This window comes from Variovorax gracilis, from assembly GCF_030317115.1.
Lineage (GTDB): Bacteria > Pseudomonadota > Gammaproteobacteria > Burkholderiales > Burkholderiaceae_C > Variovorax > Variovorax gracilis.
Map to the genome: position 1 here is coordinate 1 of NZ_JASZYF010000060.1, position 16,877 is coordinate 16,877.

General features: G+C 64.5%; 15 protein-coding genes and 2 pseudogenes. 7 read left to right on the forward strand and 10 right to left on the reverse strand.

Annotated features, from left to right (window positions below; all coding sequences use genetic code 11):
• Positions 1–130: pseudogene (locus tag QTH97_RS35825) on the forward strand (IS30 family transposase); the annotation flags it as partial.
• Here the strand turns inward: QTH97_RS35825 and QTH97_RS35830 are convergent.
• The 3 genes from QTH97_RS35830 to QTH97_RS35840 form a co-directional block, all read right to left on the reverse strand.
• Positions 102–878 carry an alpha/beta fold hydrolase gene (locus tag QTH97_RS35830; RefSeq protein ID WP_286573463.1) on the reverse strand — a complete coding sequence of 259 codons (777 nt, stop codon included), beginning with the start codon at positions 876–878 and terminating at the stop codon, positions 102–104. The pseudogene QTH97_RS35825 and the gene QTH97_RS35830 overlap by 29 nt on opposite strands.
• 464 nt (positions 879–1,342) lie before the next feature.
• On the reverse strand, positions 1,343–1,657 hold the full coding sequence (locus QTH97_RS35835) for a plasmid partitioning protein RepB C-terminal domain-containing protein (RefSeq protein WP_286573466.1): 315 nt from the start codon (positions 1,655–1,657) through the stop codon (positions 1,343–1,345).
• A complete protein-coding gene (locus QTH97_RS35840; protein ID WP_286573468.1) occupies positions 1,636–1,914 on the reverse strand; it encodes a plasmid partitioning protein RepB C-terminal domain-containing protein in 279 nt (92 codons plus the stop codon). Before QTH97_RS35840 ends, QTH97_RS35835 begins: the two co-directional genes overlap by 22 nt.
• Positions 1,915–1,918: 4 nt before the next feature.
• Between QTH97_RS35840 and QTH97_RS35845 the strand changes: the two are divergent.
• Positions 1,919–2,499 (forward strand): annotated as a pseudogene (locus QTH97_RS35845) (transposase); the annotation flags it as partial.
• A 342-nt stretch (positions 2,500–2,841) separates the two neighbouring features.
• The gene (locus tag QTH97_RS35850) at positions 2,842–3,447 is read left to right on the forward strand and encodes a nuclear transport factor 2 family protein (protein ID WP_286573469.1); all 606 of its coding nucleotides are present in this window, start codon (positions 2,842–2,844) and stop codon (positions 3,445–3,447) included.
• A gap of 600 nt (positions 3,448–4,047) precedes the next feature.
• Here QTH97_RS35850 and QTH97_RS35855 read toward each other — a convergent pair.
• From QTH97_RS35855 to QTH97_RS35875, 5 genes are all read right to left on the reverse strand, one after another.
• Positions 4,048–4,446 carry a hypothetical protein gene (locus QTH97_RS35855; RefSeq protein WP_444813519.1) on the reverse strand — a complete coding sequence of 133 codons (399 nt, stop codon included), beginning with the start codon at positions 4,444–4,446 and terminating at the stop codon, positions 4,048–4,050.
• Between the two features lie 148 nt (positions 4,447–4,594).
• Entirely contained in the window at positions 4,595–5,848 is a 1,254-nt protein-coding gene (gene pgaC, locus QTH97_RS35860; protein WP_286573471.1) for a poly-beta-1,6-N-acetyl-D-glucosamine synthase, read from the reverse strand.
• 29 nt (positions 5,849–5,877) lie between these two features.
• Positions 5,878–7,656 carry a poly-beta-1,6-N-acetyl-D-glucosamine N-deacetylase PgaB gene (pgaB, locus tag QTH97_RS35865; protein WP_286573473.1) on the reverse strand — a complete coding sequence of 593 codons (1,779 nt, stop codon included), beginning with the start codon at positions 7,654–7,656 and terminating at the stop codon, positions 5,878–5,880.
• A 14-nt stretch (positions 7,657–7,670) separates the two neighbouring features.
• Positions 7,671–9,767 carry a poly-beta-1,6 N-acetyl-D-glucosamine export porin PgaA gene (pgaA, locus tag QTH97_RS35870; protein ID WP_286573474.1) on the reverse strand — a complete coding sequence of 699 codons (2,097 nt, stop codon included), beginning with the start codon at positions 9,765–9,767 and terminating at the stop codon, positions 7,671–7,673.
• Positions 9,768–10,203: 436 nt separating this feature from the next.
• Positions 10,204–11,217 (reverse strand): LysR family transcriptional regulator, encoded by a 1,014-nt coding sequence (locus QTH97_RS35875; RefSeq protein ID WP_286573476.1) that lies wholly within the window; start codon positions 11,215–11,217, stop codon positions 10,204–10,206.
• 137 nt (positions 11,218–11,354) lie between these two features.
• Between QTH97_RS35875 and QTH97_RS35880 the strand changes: the two genes are divergently transcribed.
• Both QTH97_RS35880 and QTH97_RS35885 read left to right on the forward strand, forming a co-directional pair.
• On the forward strand, positions 11,355–12,344 hold the full coding sequence (locus QTH97_RS35880) for a Bug family tripartite tricarboxylate transporter substrate binding protein (protein WP_286573478.1): 990 nt from the start codon (positions 11,355–11,357) through the stop codon (positions 12,342–12,344).
• A complete protein-coding gene (locus QTH97_RS35885) occupies positions 12,341–13,369 on the forward strand; it encodes a methyltransferase (RefSeq protein WP_286573479.1) in 1,029 nt (342 codons plus the stop codon). Before QTH97_RS35880 ends, QTH97_RS35885 begins: the two co-directional genes overlap by 4 nt.
• A 332-nt stretch (positions 13,370–13,701) precedes the next feature.
• On the opposite strand, the gene dfrB is transcribed toward QTH97_RS35885, so the two are convergent.
• Positions 13,702–13,938, reverse strand: a complete 237-nt coding sequence (gene dfrB / locus QTH97_RS35890; RefSeq protein ID WP_286573484.1) for a trimethoprim-resistant dihydrofolate reductase DfrB — start codon at positions 13,936–13,938, stop codon at positions 13,702–13,704.
• An 81-nt stretch (positions 13,939–14,019) separates the two neighbouring features.
• Complete coding sequence (locus QTH97_RS35895) at positions 14,020–14,679, reverse strand: OmpA/MotB family protein (RefSeq protein ID WP_286573480.1); 660 nt, start codon at positions 14,677–14,679, stop codon at positions 14,020–14,022.
• 579 nt (positions 14,680–15,258) lie between these two features.
• Here QTH97_RS35895 and QTH97_RS35900 point away from each other — a divergent pair.
• Both QTH97_RS35900 and QTH97_RS35905 read left to right on the forward strand, forming a co-directional pair.
• On the forward strand, positions 15,259–16,026 hold the full coding sequence (locus QTH97_RS35900) for an SDR family NAD(P)-dependent oxidoreductase (protein ID WP_286573481.1): 768 nt from the start codon (positions 15,259–15,261) through the stop codon (positions 16,024–16,026).
• Positions 16,027–16,282: 256 nt separating this feature from the next.
• Complete coding sequence (locus tag QTH97_RS35905; protein WP_286573483.1) at positions 16,283–16,582, forward strand: hypothetical protein; 300 nt, start codon at positions 16,283–16,285, stop codon at positions 16,580–16,582.
• Positions 16,583–16,877: the final 295 nt, after the last annotated feature.

Below are 16,877 nucleotides of genomic sequence, written 5' to 3' on the forward strand. Positions count from 1 at the left end.
CGATCTCTCGAGATACTCGCAAGCCAAGCTGAATGCTGTTGCGAGGCAATTGAACGAGCGTCCAAGGAAGACTCTAGACTTCCATACACCCGCTGAAATGTTCAGCCAAACCGTTGCATCGACCGGTTGAATCCGCACAGGTGGTGCAGCCGTTCGAACCCGGCGCTGTCGCCGAGCCACATTCCGATCTGCCGAAACCGACGCGATGTGAGCCGGTCGCCGTTGGGCAAGCGGACATCTTCCTCGTCGAGCCGGCGCAGGATCGTCCGCAAACGATCGACGTCTCCTGGGTATCGCGCGTGATAGCGCTGATTCGCTTCCCGCACGCGCGCCCATGTCGCCGCGTAGACCTCGTCGACCGGCCGATTCGTGATCGGCGCGAGGCCGCCGGTAATCAATACCTCCCGCAGGCCCTCGGGCGCCAGCGACAGATAGGTGAGCGAGGTGAATCCCCCGAAGCTCTGACCGAGCAGACTCCAGCGCTCGACGCCGAGTTCAGCGCGGATCAGTTCGAGGTCGAGCACGATCGAGTCGGCGCGGAAATGCGTGAGGTACTCGGCTTGGTCGGCAGGTGCTGCCCCTGGGATGACTGGCCCTACGGGCGTGGAGCGCCCTGTGCCCCGCTGGTCAAGCAACAGGACCCGGAAATCCGCAAGGGCACGCGCCATCCACCCTGAGGGCGGGCTCGTCGGGCGGGCGGCCTCGAAGCCTGGGCCGCCCTGCAAGAACACGAGGTAGGGGCGATCAAGACCGTCTGGGGCAGCAAGCTCGCGCGTGAACACGCTGATCGTGCCACGCAGCGGGTCGCCGTGAACCAAGGGAACCGAGTGCTCGCGCTCGGTCAAAACTGCCCCGGGCATGCGGTAGGTTGTACTCATGGCTCGCATTAGAACCCGAACGTACGCCCGCCTCGGGCGCGACCCGACTGCTTGGGGCGGCCCTTTCTCGATGCGGGAAGCGTTGAAAGCGCGGTGGAACAACGAGTAGCGAGCGAGTCACCGAGGCGGCTCGTACATCACGTCATCTTGTGAGCCGTGTCCCTCCGTCATGGCCGCGGCCATGCACGGCTGCATGCTGGAGCCTTCAATCACTTCCATCGTAGATCCCGGCAGCGCGCCACTGAGCAGCCTGGCAGCGGTAGCGGACTTCCGAGGAGGCGAGCCTGGACGACCGCAGTCCGGCGCTCCCAGGACCTTCGAACCTTCGGTTCTTGCGGCCGGGAAGCTCACAGAGCTGATCGCCTTCACCGGGCAGTGGGTCGTCCTCGCAGCCATGTGCCCAGCCAGTGCCGCCCCGAACTGACAGTGACTGAACTCAGGTATCGATGATCCGAGAAAACTGCTCAAGGATCTCCGCGTGATTGGTGTGCTGGTAGCGAACGATCGCCTCGTTGGCGACCAGCTTGCTGATGTAGCCCTTCGCTAGCACCCAGATTCAAGACGTCCTCGCCATAGGTCTCTTCTGCCATCTTGTACTGGTCTTGAATACTCGACATCTCCCTTCCCATCTTCGAGAGTTGTTCATGCGACATCGCCTTGGGCTTCCTCTTCTCGTCCACAAGCATCTGCTCAGGTGACGCCAGCAGAAGAGCGCGTGCGTAGTTCAAGGTGAAGTTGTTCGCAGAGGACATCAGCTCTACGCATTCGAGCTGGCGCATAGGCCGCATCCTTTTGAGCGTCGCCGACACCTCCACCGAAAACTGCCGTCGCTGAGGATCTCGATGGCCTCAGAGCAGATGCCGTCGAGCAGAGTGCTCTTCGCACGGATATGTTTTTCATGGACGCACAGAGCCTTTGCCAAGCGTTCGGGTGGGACGCCGCGATCGAGCGCCCGCCGGATCATGTAGTGCTCCTGAACTGCGGAAATCCGATTGATTCGATTGTTGTATGCGTAAGCCTCATCGGCGAGCGCCACCTTGGGTAGCAAACGGCTCAGTGTGGTGGCCGACCGCGGCTACTACGGAGGTCCCGAACTCAAGGCATGCGCCGACGCCGGGATCAAGGCGTACGTGCCCAAGGTGATGACCTCCAATGCGGCAGCCCAAAGGCGATTCAGCAAGGATGACTTCATCTACATCGCCCGCGACGACGAGTACCAATGTCCTGCGGGACAGCGCGCGATCCACCGCTTCGCGCGAGAAGAAGATGGTCTCCTGATCCGCATCTACTGGACAAGCGCGTGCCCCTCCTGCCCGATCAAGCGACAGTGCACGACCAGCAGCTACCGAAGGATCAGGCGCTGGGAGCACGAAGAGATCATCGAAGCGGCAGGACGGCGCCTGGCCCACAAGCCGGAAATGATGAAGCTACGCAAGAGCACCGTGGAGCACGTGTTCGGAACACTCAAGCACTGGATGGGCTCGGCGCACTCCTGACCCGCGGCAGCGGGAACGTCGCCACCGAGATGAGCTTGAACGTGCGGGCCTGCAACATGAAGCGAGTCATCAGCCTCCTGGGAATGGCCAGATCTATGAAGGCAATGCGGCTTGCGGGGGCCTGAGCCCCTTCATACACGCTTCCAGTCCCCACGGTTCAGCTTCCTAGGCCGCACCCAGCCATCCAGGTCCAGACGGGTGCCAGAGGCGCTATCCGTCACCCCAGCGTCCGCCGGCAATCCACCGAAGTGTGTTTCCACACGGCCTCGCTGTGCACCGGTCGCTCACGCGCCGAGGTCGAACGACAGCAGAGGGGCCTTGAACTCCCTTTCGAGCGGTCACGCCGAAAATCCGAGTTCAGTCTGGAATACGCGTTCGCGGCCCCTGCTCCAATCAGAACGCCAAGCCAGCGCCGACATCAGTTTTGCCGCGGTGCACAATTCGATCTCCTCACTCCGGAGAACGCCATGGATCCTCAAACTCTCGATCGTCTTGCCATCCGCGATCTGATCGAGACCTGGGCAGTTTGGCGAGACGCCGGGGACTGGGAGCGATTCGCCACGGTCTGGCACGATGATGGCGTGATGATGGCCACGTGGTTTCAGGGGCCTGCCAAGGAATTCATTCGGGTGACGCAGGAGGGCTGGGCCAAGGGAGTCAGCATTCTTCATTTTCTGGGTGGCACCTCGATTGACCTTGCGGGCGATCGCGCCATCGTGCAGACCAAGATGACCATCTCGCAACGTGGCAAAGTTCAGGATGTGCCTTGTGATGTGGTCTGCACCGGGCGCTTCTACGACTTCGTCGAGAAACGTGGCGGGCGATGGGGCGTGGTGCTGCGCCAGCCAATCTACGAGAAGGATCGGGTCGATCCCATCGACCCCGCCGCGCGCCTCGAACTCGATCAGGGAGCGCTGGCAAGATTTCCAGAGGGGTACCAGCACTTGGCCTACATCCAGACGCAGATCGGCTACACGGTCAAGCTGGATATGCCGCAACTCACAGGCCCCGAGGTTGATCACCTGTATGCGCGTGGCAAGGCTTGGCTAGCTGGCGGGTCATTGAAAGCGTGAGGATCCGAAAAGGCGTCGCCGACTACTCGTCGCGCTTGGAACGGGCGTGCTCGCGTGGGCGGCCGCTGCACGTATCGCTATCGGGCCATCCGGCTCGAAATGGTGATCAACATGAGAACCGCTAAGGCGCTCGACACGTTTGCTCGTTCAATCTGCACGCCGATCATGCTGGCCGTTCGCGGCCGTGCAGGAGGTTTGACGAACGTCAGATTCTCTTGATGCTGAAGCGCCGTGACAGGGCCTGAACGCCAGTTCGCGAAATGCCGCAGCCACCGTTCAACGCGATCGCATTGACCCCTGCAGGTCATTTTCCATCGGAGGTTAGGTTCCGAGGTACAGCAGTCGTCTATCGGCAAAGATGCCGAAATCAGCCTGCGACCGCTGCCGTAGTTGAGCTTGAAAATGCCAACGGCCGCAACCAGTCTGAAGCAGCGTAGGCCGCTGAACCTTGACCCTTGATCACGAACTGCCGGGCCAATACCAGATAGTCGTTCACCGCTGTCGGAGAGCAGCCGCACGACCCGAAGCGGCCGACCCGTGCGGCACAAGCCGATGACGTGGATCCACCGAGCGACACTGACCCCGCCCAATCGCGGACGGTCAGGCGCTGAATGCTTGCCGTTGCGGCGATGGTGCTGCACCTGAGATGCGGCCTTGCGTGTCGTACACCACATGCAAGCAGCGCGCAGTGCGCCACACCGGCAATTGCGACACGGGCACGCCCGCGGCCGCGAAATGCGGCTCAGGAGGCAACGCTGGCACTTCGTGCTCTGGGGTCGCCTGCCCCAAAAGGACGTGCCGGCGAAGCACGCCGAACAGGACGAGCCAGACCACGAGCCCCGTGGCAGCCCAGACATAGGGCCACAGGTTCACCGTGAACTCGACATCGATCCTCTTCCTCAGGTATGCCTCAAGTTCAGGACTGAACCGGCCAACGAGGATCACGATGCGCTCGCGAAGAATCCACAGGTAGGCCATCCAGACGGCGATGGTCAACATCCGGTCTCGAATGCGCATCCACATTGGCGCGAACGTCGGCGGAATGCGTGGCGGCCACTGTCGCGGCGGCGCCGGCCTGAACGGGGGCTCGCCGTCTCGCTGAGTGGTGTCCGCAGACGTCTCTCGATGCATTGCATGCTCCTGAAGGTCAGCGCAAGCCCCGGTCCGGACTCACCCAGGTGCCCCGCATCCGACCCAGATGCCATATGGCGCGTGGCGCGCCGACGATCGACGTCAGGGCCTGAACGACCCAGAAAACCAGGGGATACCAGACAATCCAGAACAATGATCGGCGGATCCCGCGCTCGAAGCGCTCGTCGATCGCCGCACTGGTCAGGGCCTGCGCAAGGAAGGTCATCGCGAGTACCTGGCCCCAGTCGCGCGGATAGGGGCCGAAGGAGGGCCAGATTTCGGGAAAGCTCCACCCCCAATGCTCGAGCAAGGGGATGACAGCCCAGACCAGAAATCCGATCCCGACCGCATAGGCCCAGGCGATCGCCGCCATGAAATTGATCCATATCGGCAGCAGGCCTGGCCGGCGAAGCAGTGACGGCAAGACCTTGATCATGACCGTCATCCCTCCCTCGCTCCATCGCAAGCGCTGGCGCCACAGGCCCCGCAGGGTCTCCGGCATCAGGATCCAGCAGAGGGCCTTGGGCTCGAAGACCACGCGCCAGCCCGCCAACTGGACGCGCCAACTCACATCGACATCGTCGGTCAGGGCATCGCGCGACCACCAGCCGGCATCCTGCAACGCGCGCTTGCGGAAAGCACAGATGACCCCGGAGACGGTGAAGAGCGCTCCGTAGACAGTTTGCGCTCGCTTGATGAGTCCGACGATGGACGAAAACTCGCCAACCTGCAGGCGCCCCAGCAACGTCGCATGGTTGCGCACGCGCGGATTGCCCGTGAGGGCACCGATGCGGGGGTCCGTCTGGAATCGGCGTACAAGCCAAGTCAATGCGTGAGGTTCGAGCAGCGCATCGCCGTCGATGCACACGAGCAACTCGTGGCGGGCGGCCAATGCGCCGGCGTTCAGCGCAGTGGATTTGCCCTGGTTGCTGTCCAGATGCACCACGCGCAGCGTCGGCATCTGCAGGGCCAGTGCTTCGAGCCAGGCGCCGGTTCGATCCCTGGAGCCGTCGTTGATCGCGATGATCTCGAAGTTCGGGTATTTGATGAGCGTCAGCGCACCGAAGGTTTCGGCCAACTGTTGCTCCTCGTTGTGACAGGGCACCAGCACCGATACGCCCGGGTAGTCCCAGAGAGGCGGGGGATTCTCCGGGCGGGGCTCATGGCGGCCGCGCAGCAAGAAGTAGAGGACGCCACCACACATCCAATAGATCGCCATCACGAAGGGGTAGCCGAAGCAGAAGGCGGCGACGAGGTCGTGGAAGGTCATTGGGTTCACTCTCGGTGCAAGCCTGCGTCTCAATGTCGCACAGGAAAGACGGAAGCAGACACCGCAGGCGCGACAACAGCCGCCCCTGGAAGGTCTGCAACGGGGTCGTCAGGGCACCAGCCCAGCGAGACGCCACCGTGGCGCTCGAAGTCCATGGCCTTGCGGGCGAGCACTTGCGCGTCGGGTGGCTCTGCGCCGGTGAACCAGCGGGTCAGCGTGGGATCGACCGGCGCGATGCGACTGTCGGCGATCGGATCGCCAAAGCCGGCAGGCGCCAAGCTGATGTCGGCGAGCGGGTGCGCAGCTGTCGTCGCACGCGTCGGCGCAAGCCACACCAACTCCAACCCGGGCCGCGCGGCGTCCAGAGCGGCAAAAGCCCGCCAGCCCAGCGCATCGAAACCGTCACCTTGCCCGAGTGCAGGGAGCATCGACTGGCGCCGTTCGCGCACCACCCAAGCGGACCAGCTCAAAGGAATGCCAGGACGATGCACGAACAGCGGTGGCGGACCGTCGAAGTGGGGCAGCGTCGGCACTTGTGTGTCCTCGAGCACCCAACCGTCCAGCGGCACCAGCGCGCCCAGGTCGTCATAGAGGCGCCGCACCCGAGCCTCATCGCCCACGACCTCGAGCGCTGCGCGGTGCGGCAAGCGGGCATAGACCTTCACCCCGGCGCGTGTGTGCATCTGCCAGGCAATGCGCGAGAGCCAGTCTCCCGCCAGCGGCAATTCGTGCGTCGGAAACCAGGCGGCGGTAATTTGCCCCTGAGCGTTTCGGCGAACCGCATCGACGACGATGCCGGTCACGCCCAGCGCGCGCACGCGCTCGATCGCATGGCCCAGGCGTTCATTGTTCGTGGCTTCGTCTCCGGTCCACAACGCTTCAGGGTCCAGACACACCAAGCGATCCACCCTTCTTTCATTCGGATCGGGTTGCAGGTTCCGCACCAGGTCAAGCAGTGGAGGGTTGTAGGTGGGCAAGTAGCGAGCCATCCTGAAAGGTTGTCCCAGGCTGGAGGGGCCTTCGTCCAGCACGAGCGCAAATTCGAATCCCAGATCGCGAGCCACCCGCGTGCCAGTGGCGTTGTAGCGACCGTAGGGCCACACGAGGGCACGCGGCGCGCGGCGCAGCTCGCGCAGCAGCGTGGCGCGTCCGCTTGCGAGGTCGATGCGCACCGTGGCGACGAAGTCGGCCTCACTCTCGTATCCGACGCCGGCCGCGTAGCTGCGGGTCACCGCCGCAGGCATGGTGTTTCCCTGCGGGTTTCCAACGACTTCGCCATGCAGTGCTTGGGTATGCAGCGCGAATTCAACCAGGCCTGAGCGCTGCATCTCGCGCGCCTGATCCCAGGAGATGAAGCGCTCTCGCGGCACCATGCGGCTCCCGTATCTCACCATCGAGCCCGAAGACGGCCCCATCCAGTCGGTGACCAGCGCTGCGACGATCGGGAAGCCGTAGGCAAGGGCCAAGGGATAGACCCGGGTGTACAGGCTGCGGTAGCCATCATCGAACGTGATCAATATGGCCTTGGCCGGCAGCGCCCGCTCGCCACGGCCTGCACGCGCGATGTCATCCAATGAGACGGCTGTCCATCCATTGCCCCGCAGCCAGTCGAAGAAGCCCACCAGGCGGTCGGCGGTGACCGCGTCATCGTCCAGCTCGCTCTTGGCATCGACCACATCATGGAAGCCAATGGTTGCGAAGGTGGGCGGCGATGCGGACATTGTGGAGGGCTGTTGTGCGGACGCGGGCCGCACGGCAATGCACATCCCCAGCAGCACCGATGCCAGGGCGCAGATCGCTATGCTCAAGGGATGGTTCGTGCTCATCGTCCAAACTTGTGTTCGAGCTTCAAGTAGCCGCTCAGGGTGCGTTCGCGTTGGCCGTTGTACACCGCGCTCGCCCATTCGATGCCCCAGGTCACCTCGGTCCATGGAGCGTGACGCCAGCTCTGTTCGTACGCGGCGCCGCCAACCCCGTGCTTGCCGAAGGAGTGCTGATCGAACATGCCCACGGTCAATCGCAGCCGCTGCAACAGTGTGCGCTCATAGAAGCGCGACATGACGTGTTCGACTTGAGTCTCGATGGAGGGCAGCCATGACTCCGTCGGATTGAAGTACGGCGTGACCAACACACTGTTGCTCTGCCATTCGATACGTGGCTTGAGTGTGACGCGCAGGTGCGGCTGCTCAAGCACCTTGAGGATGCCGTCCATCGTCACCTGCTCCCGCCTGTTGCCGTCGCTGAAGTCCATGTACTGCGCTTTCAGGCCCGCCTCCGCCGATTCGTTCCACGCGTAGCGCAAGCCGCCGCGCACCGCATCCGCGGTGATGCCGTGGAAGTCGGCGCGCAACGGGGCGTCCGGCGAATGCCTGGCGGCGTCTGCCAGAAAGGTCCAGTGGTCGGTGGGCTCCCACTGAGCGGCGAGCGAACCGCCGGAGGTGTTCAGCGAACCCGTCTGGGACCATGCCAAGGCATTCAGCTTCCAATCGGGCCAGCGGGCCTGCAGGCCGCCGCCGAAGCGATGGCGCTCGGCACGACCTTCCTGCAACGAATCGGAACTGCTGTCGGCCATGCCGATGAGCCGCCATGCTCCAGCGAAGGTCGAGGATTCAACCTGAAGACTAGCCTCACCGCCATTCCCTGGCCCTTGAAGTGCCTGGCTGTTGGTGTGCCTTCCTCCGAGCTCGAAGCTCAGGCTTGGGCCCATGGCGGCGTCGAGTTCGCGGCGGACCTGTTGAACGCGTGGGATGTCCCCACCCTCTTCCAGCAACGGCCCCAGACGCTCATCGGCCCGCAGCAGGCGGTGTCGGCGCGTGTCCGAATCCACCTGCTGCACGCGGATGCCGAAGTCTTCCGGCGCGAGGGCCGCGGCGGTGTCGATGTCATCCTCGGCCAAGCGGGGCCAGCCCTGCTGCGCCGCGACATCGGCCGCTTGCGCGCGCAGCCACGGCAGCGCCGGCGCGCCTTGCGCCAGCGGTGCGATCCGTGCCCACGCCTCGGCCGGCATGTCCGCGTAGCTGCGCATGGCGGCCTCCAATGCCTTTGCCTCGAGCCAATCGTCGTTCGCGCGCGGTGTCTGGACGTCGCCGGCGCTGCGAAAAGGAGGGCCGGAGGCGGCCAGGAGGGCGTCAACCGTGGCGAAGGCCGCATCGAAGTCTTCACTCTCCTCCTCGGCGTACGCGCGTCCCATCATGATCGAGCGCCACGGCCCGTCTTCGTCCGCACGCCCGGCCGGTGAAAGGCGCTGCAGGGCTTCCTCGTAAGCGCGGCGAGCCTCCATTGGGCGGCGCAGAGCGAGCCATGCGTCCGCTTCTGCTCGCAGGACATAGGCGGGGAGCGTGTCCCCCGCTTCGCGCAGCACGCTCACCTGGTCCACTGCCTCCTGCCAGCACTCGCGGTGGCGCAGGGCCACTGCACGGTCCCGTTGCAGGCGGACGATGAGCCCCGCATCCGGCGGGGCAGCGGCGCGTGCCTCAGCCAGCAACGCGTCCAGCCGCGCCAGTGCCGCGTCCACATCGTCGAAGCGCCGTCGCGGATCCGGCGACCGCGGCGGAATGTCGATGGCCCATCGCAGGCGTTGACCGGCCACGCGACTGCGCACGCCGGGGTCAGTGCGCAGGCCCAGCGCGGAGGCCGCTGCGCTGGGTGCGCCCAGTTCGATCAGCACATCGGCCAGTGCCTGGGCAATCTCGGGGTTGTCGGGTTGCAGGCGCCGGGCCTGCGCGATGGCAGCCAGGGCGGCGTATCGATCGCCGGCGCGCAGGGAGGCGCGACCGCGCTCTAGCAGCGCTGGTGCCTCGGTCCTGGCCCCGGCTTGACCGTCGGGCCTGGGTTGCGCGCGCGCAGATTCGCCGGACACCGGGTCGGCGGGGTCTTTCGACGGTGCGATCTGTCCCGCCGTACCGCCGCATGCGACCATTCCAGCGATTCCGATGCACCTCCAACGAATCCGAGCCGGGAGTCGCAGTCGAAGCGTCATCCGTCGGAAGCATACGACCAATCCTTTCAAGCACCGTTAGATTCAAGGCACTTTGGCGTGCTCGACTCCTTGAACATCAGCAACTTTTGATATTGAGAATCCGCTCAGGTCCCTGCTGTGCCCTTCATCGGGGTCCGGCGTACTGCTGCTACACAGCGTTCAGAGCCGAGAAGATCCACGAATCGATGACCGGTCCCGAGGTGAAGCGGCTCCGACACCGGTGTTTCTCGAGGCATACGGCATGGTGGAACGGACCCGCCAAGTTGTGTTGGCCGTCGTGTCGGCGGCGGAAACTGTTTGTTGCCCGCCCCGCCGTGACCCTCGCAACTTTGCCGCTTCTCCAGCCAGAACACTTTGATTCTCCGGATGAGAGCTTTCATCCCCCGTCTGCTCGCAACGCCGCCGACGCGCGGGAGCGGCGCCCGATGGCCCAACGCGGCATCGACGTAGCAGGCGAACGAAACTCCCTTTGCTGCTCGATGTCGCGGAAAAGCTGGGTGACAAAATCCATGAACAACCTGACGCGAGCGATGCGCCGCGAACTTGGCGGATACAGCAGGTTGACCGGCGGTACCTCCACGTCCATCTCCCAGTCGGTGAGGGCCGGAACCAGCATGCCGCTCGCGATTTCGCGGCCTTGCCGCTTGTGCCAGTCGAGCACCCGGACCACACCCGCGCCGGCGATCGCCAGATCGCGCACCATGTCTCGATGGGCGTTGTCGACCGTAAGCCAGCCGCCCGCCGTGATCGACACTTGTTCATCCCCGCGCCGGAACCTCCACAAGTCCATGACCGATCCATGGTTCGAGCGAATGCACATGCAGTTGTGATGCTCGAGCTCATTCGGGTGCCGTGGCATGCCATTCGCCGCCCAATAGGCTGGTGCGGCACACACGACGAAGCCGGTGGCGCCGATCGGACGCAGCACCAGGTCGCCGACGGCTTGCGGCCAGCCCATCACCAGGAAGACGTCCACGCCGCGAACCTGCTCATCCGTGACTCGCATGAAGTAGCGGATGTCCAGCTGGATCTCCGGGTACATGGCGGCAAATCGCGCCAAGGCAGGCGTCAGGCACTCCTGCGCAATGACCGGCTGCACGCCAACCACGACGGTGCCTCGGGCGCGCGAGGTCGAGGCGCTTGCCTGCTCGTCGGCCAGGGCCAGTTGCTCGAGCGCGGGCAGGCAGGCCTCCAGGTAGTTGCCGCCGGAGGCGGTGAGTGCGAGTCCCTGCGCATGCCGTTCGAACAAGGTGACGCCGAGTTCGCGCTCCAAGGCGCCGATCATCTTCGCGACCGCCGCCACACTCACGCCCAGCCCGCGCGAGGCGGCGGAAAAGCTGGAGGTCTCCGCCGCGGCGACGAAGTACTTGAGCGAACGCAGTTTGTCCATGCCGGCTCCCTTCACAATGCCCGAGCGCTCGACGCTTCAACCGCTGGTTGAGGCCGCCGGCGCGCGTTGGAGTATTCCCTTCCTGCTTGCTGCCGGTCATATTGTGCGCATCCGTTCGTTGCGACAAGGAGCTCACGATGAACACCAGACGCCGTTCCTTCTCTCTGGCCGCCTTGGCCGCCGCGGGACTTGGTGCAGCGGGCGCACCGGTTGCGTGGGCCCAGCCTGCCCCCTGGCCCACGCGGCCCCTGAAAATCGTGGCCGGCGGCGTCGGCAGCGTGACGGACATCCGGGCACGGTGGCTGGCGGAGCGCCTGGGCAGCGCCTTCGGGCACCCCGTCATCGTCGAAAACAATGCCGCTGCCGGTGGAAACATCGGTGCTGCAGCCGTTGCGCATAGTGCGCCCGATGGCTACACGCTGCTGCTGATCCACCAAGGCACGGCGGCCTTCAATCCTTATCTCTTCGCACGCACCGGCTACGACCCGTTGGCCGACTTCGCGCCGATCACGCGGTGGGGCCATGGTTCCCTGCTGTTGACGGTCGCGCCAGGCGTGCCGGTGAACTCGGTGGGCGAACTCGTGGCGTTGGCCAAAACGAAGCCGGGTGCATTGAATTTTGCTTCGCCGGGCGTCGGCACGCCGCCGCATCTGGCCAGCGAGTTGTTCAAGCGGGCAGCGGGCATCCACGCGGTCCACGTTCCCTACAAAGGTGGCGGAGCCATGATGGCCGCGCTGCTTGCGGGGCAGGTTACCTGGGCCATCGAAGGGCTCACGGCGCAGCTGCCGCACGTGCGTACCGGATCACTGCGTGCACTGGGCGTGACCGGCGCAACGCGATCGCCTTCGCTGCCGGAGGTTCCGACGATCGCCGAAGCCGGCGTCGGGGGCTATGAGTTCGCCGGCTGGACTGGCATCGCGGCGCCGGCCCACACTCCTCGGCCGGTTGTCGATCGCATTCACACCGAGATCGCGCGCGTCAGTTCTACCGACGAGGCTCGCGCCTGGTTCGCCAGCGGCGGTGCGGAGCCCGGCCTCCTGACGCCAGAGGCTTTCGGCGAGTTCATCCGCAGCGAGAACATGCGATGGGGCCAGGTGATCCGGGAAGCCGGCATCAGGGTGGAATGATGGACCCCAGCGCGGAACTGCTCGCCTTGATCAACGCCAACTGGACAACGCAGGTCGTCCGCGCGGCCTGTGAACTCGACATTCCTGGCCACTTGGCGCAAGGCAAATGCAGCCTGGATCAACTGGCCGGTGCAACCGGGTGTCACGCGCCGTCGCTGCGCCGGCTGATGCGCGCGCTGGCCACGCTCGGCTTGTGCGTCGAGACGGACGCGGAACAGTATGGCCTCGCGCCCATGGGCCGCCTCCTGTGCGACGACGATCCGCAGTCACTGCGTGCTTGGGCCTTGCTGGTGGGTGGACCGCACTGGGCAAGGTGGGGCGAGTTGCACGAGAGCGTCCGCACGGGGCGCAGCTTCAAGCAGCGCCATCTTGGCGAGGAAGGCTTCGGCGACCTCGATACCGACCCGGCCGCCGCCAAGCTGTTTCATCGGGCCATGGTGCAGATGACGCGACGCACGGCGGCCCCCATCGTGGCGGCGATCCCGACCGGCAAGGCGGAATGCGTGGTCGATGTGGGCGGCGGTCAGGGCGAGCTGCTGGCGACGGTACTGCAGGCCAACCCGTCGGCGCACGGCATCCTCTTCGATCTGCCGGCCGGCGTCGCCGGGGCGCACGATGCATTCGAGCGATCCGGGCTGATGGATCGCTGTCGCATCCAGAGCGGTGACTTCTTCCGCGCAGTCCCCGAAGGGGGCGACATCTACCTGCTCAAGAGCGTCCTGCACAACTGGGACGACGAGCGGGCCGTCCGCATCTTGGCGAACTGCCGTGACGCCATGCGGCTAGGCGGAACGGTCATCGCCGTCGAGCGGACCATGTCGCGCGGGCCTGACGGGTCCGCCGCCGACCCGGTCACCGTTCGGTCGGACTTGAACATGCTCGTTGCGCTCACAGGCCGGGAGCGCACGCATGTCGAATTCGATGCGCTCTTTGCGCAGGCCGGCCTCGGCCCGACAACACTGATCGCCACATGTGGTGATTTCTCGCTCATCGTGGGCGCCGCGCTGGATGCTTCGAGGCAATAGGTCATTGCAGCATCGGCCTGGAGGGCCGCAATGCAGCGGTTGCCGTCCTCATGGGTCGCTGGCCGAACGTGCGTTGTCGGGTCCGTTCCAAACATGCAAGATGCCGAGCCTCCCACCGTGCGGACGGCCGGTCCCAAGGCTTGCAGTCATAGCCCGCCCGCTTGCCCTCCGGCGACCCGGCCCTCGAAGGATCGAACGTCCGCTCTGTTCGCCCATCGAAGTGGAAGTTCGAGCCCCTGGCGGGCGCCAGTCCGTAACCTGAAGCAATCTTTCAACGTTCGAGATGAGCGGCGGCGCCCGGCTTGCCGGGCGACGTCCTTTCGATGGAGGGGTCAGGCCACGCGTTCAAGCGCAGCCACTGGATAGATCTGCACTGAGCCTGGGTGAGATTCGGACTCGACGGCATAGCCTTCCGGGGTCAGTTTTGTGCAGTACCAACCGACAACTCGGCCCTGCCAAGCGGCGCCAGACTTCTTGCGTACGCGATCTCCCAGGCCAAACGTGGCGCGCATTGGGAGCGCAAACTGGCCCACAACTGGAGAACCGACTTCATATCTGCTTCGATCCATGCCTAACCCTTCTGGTGAATGTCTGGAGAGGATCTGGTGATCCATATCTACTACTTGATTGGGCGAGGATGCTGAAAGATTTCACGATCGACGATACGCTGCGCCATGGTTTTGCCACGCATCTGCTGTAGCTCCGCAGCGACATCCGCACGATACAAGAACTGCTGCGCCGTTGGCCAACAGCGTGACGACGCTGAAGGTCAGCGACCGAAGTCGCGAATCGGTGCTCGCGGCCTTCAGCGGCTGTTGAAATTCAGCCGCCGAAGTTCCGCTTCCGCACAATGGAAGCGGAGCGTCACCCAGCGGCAACAGCACCGCTGTCGCGCAGACGCTCAAGGTCGCCCAGAACGCCAGCTGGCAGTCTTGCGAAGTGGACCCGACGGCCGACTGGCCGCCGAGATCACGATTTCGACGCGACGGTTGTTGGCCTGCGGCGTGTCGTTGCTCGCAGCCGGCCGCGCCTCGCCGAAGCCCTGCGCCGAGATGGGTGGCCGCGGTAACGCCCTTCGAGGTCTGGTAGCGAACCACGTCATCCGCGCGTGCCGACAAGAGCGCCAGGTTGGACGGAAACCGCGCCTTCAGGGCTTCACCGATCAACACGTTATCGGTGAAGCCCTGCACGTTGACCTGCTGGCCTGGCAGGTTCGACAGCGTTGGCGCGATCTTGGCCAGCGTTGCCTTTCCCTTGGTATTGAGCGTCCAAGCGCCCTCGGGGAACAGCACTTCGTTGACCAGCGTCACCTTGAGCTGGTTCTGCGCCTGGTCTGCGCTCAACTCGCTCGAGAGTTTGGCATTGAGCGCCTGGTAGGTGTCGGCGGTCTCTCACTTCGGCGTTGTAGGTCTGCTTGGTCACGCACCCGGCAGCCAGCAACACAGCGCAGATCCAGCGGGCGTACACCGCCAAGCCGCCCATCCGGCAAGAACGACATCCTCGACAAGGCGCCTGTCAAGTTCGCCACAGCCTATGCGGACCCGAGCGAGCGCGCGCGAAAAGCAGTGCAAGCAGGACGCGTAGACATGAAAGGACTTCGCCCGTCTCCAGAAATGGCTTCGGGTTGATTCAGCGGTTGACTCTGGCTGGCGCCCGTTGATACTGCACAGTGCAACGCCGTGTCACCGGAAGGCGAGCATACGAATAGGCGAGACATCTCCGGATCGCGCTTTTCCAGATCGGCAACGGGGTAACCGCCTTAGGCGTCGGCCCTTTCGAGTCGCGGTTGAGCTTGAGTCTGGTCGAGCTCCATGGCGGGACCACCGGCGTCGCGCTGGGGCTCGTCGACCGAGCCGGACGTCAATCAATACCCTTCAAGGAGATGAACCATGAACCTGAAAGGCAAGGTCGCCATCGTCACTGGCGGCAACAGCGGCATCGGTCTCGCCATCGTGCTGGAACTCGCCAGGCAAGGGGCCAACCTCGTGATCGACTATGTCGTTCATCCCGAAGCGACCGAAGCGACGGAGCGGCAAGTCCTCGCATTGGGAGACCAGGCGATCGGGGTACAGGCCGATGTGAGCAAGGTCGCCGACCTGCAAAGGCTGATCGCCACTGCCGTCAAGAGGTTCCGCCGCGTCGATGTCATGGTCAACAACGCCGGGGTCGAGACTCGCACCTCCGTGCTCGATACGAGCGAAGCGGATTACGACAAGGTGCTCGCCATCAATCTCAAGAGCGCATTCTTCGGCACCCAGTTCGCCGCGCAGCAAATGATCAAGCAGGGCGGTGGCGGGCGCATCATCAACGTCAGCTCCGTGCACGAGGACTGGCCGATGCCGGGCAACGCCGCCTATTGCCTGTCGAAGGGCGGAATCCGCATGCTCACGCGCACGGCGGGCGTCGAGTTGGCGCCGCACAACATCCTCGTCGTCGGCGTCGGCCCCGGCGCGGTGGCCACGCCGATCAACCTGTCCACCATGAACGATCCGGTGCTGCTGAAGAAGCTCAACTCGGCCATTCCGTTGGGTCGCATGGCCCGCCCGGAGGAGATCGCGAGCGTCGTCGCGTTCCTCGCGAGCGATGGGGCGAGCTACCTGACGGCCACCACGATCTTCGCTGACGGCGGCATCATGCAAAGCAGTCCCGGACTGTGAGGGCAAGCAGCTTGTCGACCGCTTCGATTCGTGGCGTGCTTTCACGGGCAGCGCCTATAACGATCGGATCACGCGTCGGCACGCACGGCGACGCAAGAGTGAAATCCTGGCCCTGTGTGGCGCGACCACCATCCCATATGCGCATAAGACGCCGATCCGACCTTGGTCTCGGAAGTCGACGACGGCATGCGACATATGTACATCGTCGTCACTTATCTCGCGAGGAAAGCTGGTACGGCGCTTGCAGGAGACTGACATGCTGACAATCGACCAAAAGGAAAAAATTCTTCGCCAGGCGGGCGGCGCGGTTCCCGACTTTCCGCCGGGCCACGCCAGAACGTCTGCGCGAAAGCCAGACATGAGCGAAAAGGCCATGTCGTCCAAGGCGCGAATGCCCCCTGAGGCGCGTCAAGAAGTCGTCGCGCAATGGGCCGCGAGCATCGAGGCGCTGTACGTGGCGTACGTGGCCAGGCGTGCGGCGAAGAGTCTTCGCGACGCCGAGGATGCGCGCCACCTCGGCATGCTTCGCGAGGCCACGCGACGATCTGCCACGTGATCGGCTGTACTTGGGCGACACCGCGTCGCCGAGGCCAACGCCGATTATTTTTGCGGCAACTTTGGCTGGCCGCGGCATGGGGCCGCTATCGCAGATCCAGTTCCGTGGCAGAGCAGTCGAAGATCGGACGAGCATCTCGACCGTATGGCACAGTCGGTTCCGATCGGGCGATTCATCGCAGAGACGTCCCCGCCCTCATCTGAACATTCAACGATGCGCTGGTTGCCGCCCGCCCTGCTTCATGTGCTTGCCATGGGCGCATCGGCGGGCGTCGGCGCCCAGCCCTCGCCCGAAC

What these genes read in the sequence shown, in the direction of transcription:
- QTH97_RS35850 (WP_286573469.1), top strand. Translation starts at nt 2,842, where the DNA reads ATGGATCCTCAAACTCTCGATCGTCTTGCCATCCGCGATCTGATCGAG.
- QTH97_RS35900 (WP_286573481.1), top strand. Translation starts at nt 15,259, where the DNA reads ATGAACCTGAAAGGCAAGGTCGCCATCGTCACTGGCGGCAACAGCGGC.
- dfrB (WP_286573484.1), bottom strand. Translation starts at nt 13,938, where the DNA reads ATGGATCGAAGCAGATATGAAGTCGGTTCTCCAGTTGTGGGCCAGTTT.
- pgaC (WP_286573471.1), bottom strand. Translation starts at nt 5,848, where the DNA reads ATGACCTTCCACGACCTCGTCGCCGCCTTCTGCTTCGGCTACCCCTTC.
- QTH97_RS35880 (WP_286573478.1), top strand. Translation starts at nt 11,355, where the DNA reads ATGAACACCAGACGCCGTTCCTTCTCTCTGGCCGCCTTGGCCGCCGCG.
- pgaA (WP_286573474.1), bottom strand. Translation starts at nt 9,767, where the DNA reads ATGGTCGCATGCGGCGGTACGGCGGGACAGATCGCACCGTCGAAAGAC.
- QTH97_RS35830 (WP_286573463.1), bottom strand. Translation starts at nt 878, where the DNA reads ATGAGTACAACCTACCGCATGCCCGGGGCAGTTTTGACCGAGCGCGAG.
- QTH97_RS35875 (WP_286573476.1), bottom strand. Translation starts at nt 11,217, where the DNA reads ATGGACAAACTGCGTTCGCTCAAGTACTTCGTCGCCGCGGCGGAGACC.
- QTH97_RS35835 (WP_286573466.1), bottom strand. Translation starts at nt 1,657, where the DNA reads ATGCGCCAGCTCGAATGCGTAGAGCTGATGTCCTCTGCGAACAACTTC.
- QTH97_RS35885 (WP_286573479.1), top strand. Translation starts at nt 12,341, where the DNA reads ATGATGGACCCCAGCGCGGAACTGCTCGCCTTGATCAACGCCAACTGG.
- QTH97_RS35855 (WP_444813519.1), bottom strand. Translation starts at nt 4,446, where the DNA reads ATGTTGACCATCGCCGTCTGGATGGCCTACCTGTGGATTCTTCGCGAG.
- QTH97_RS35905 (WP_286573483.1), top strand. Translation starts at nt 16,283, where the DNA reads ATGCTGACAATCGACCAAAAGGAAAAAATTCTTCGCCAGGCGGGCGGC.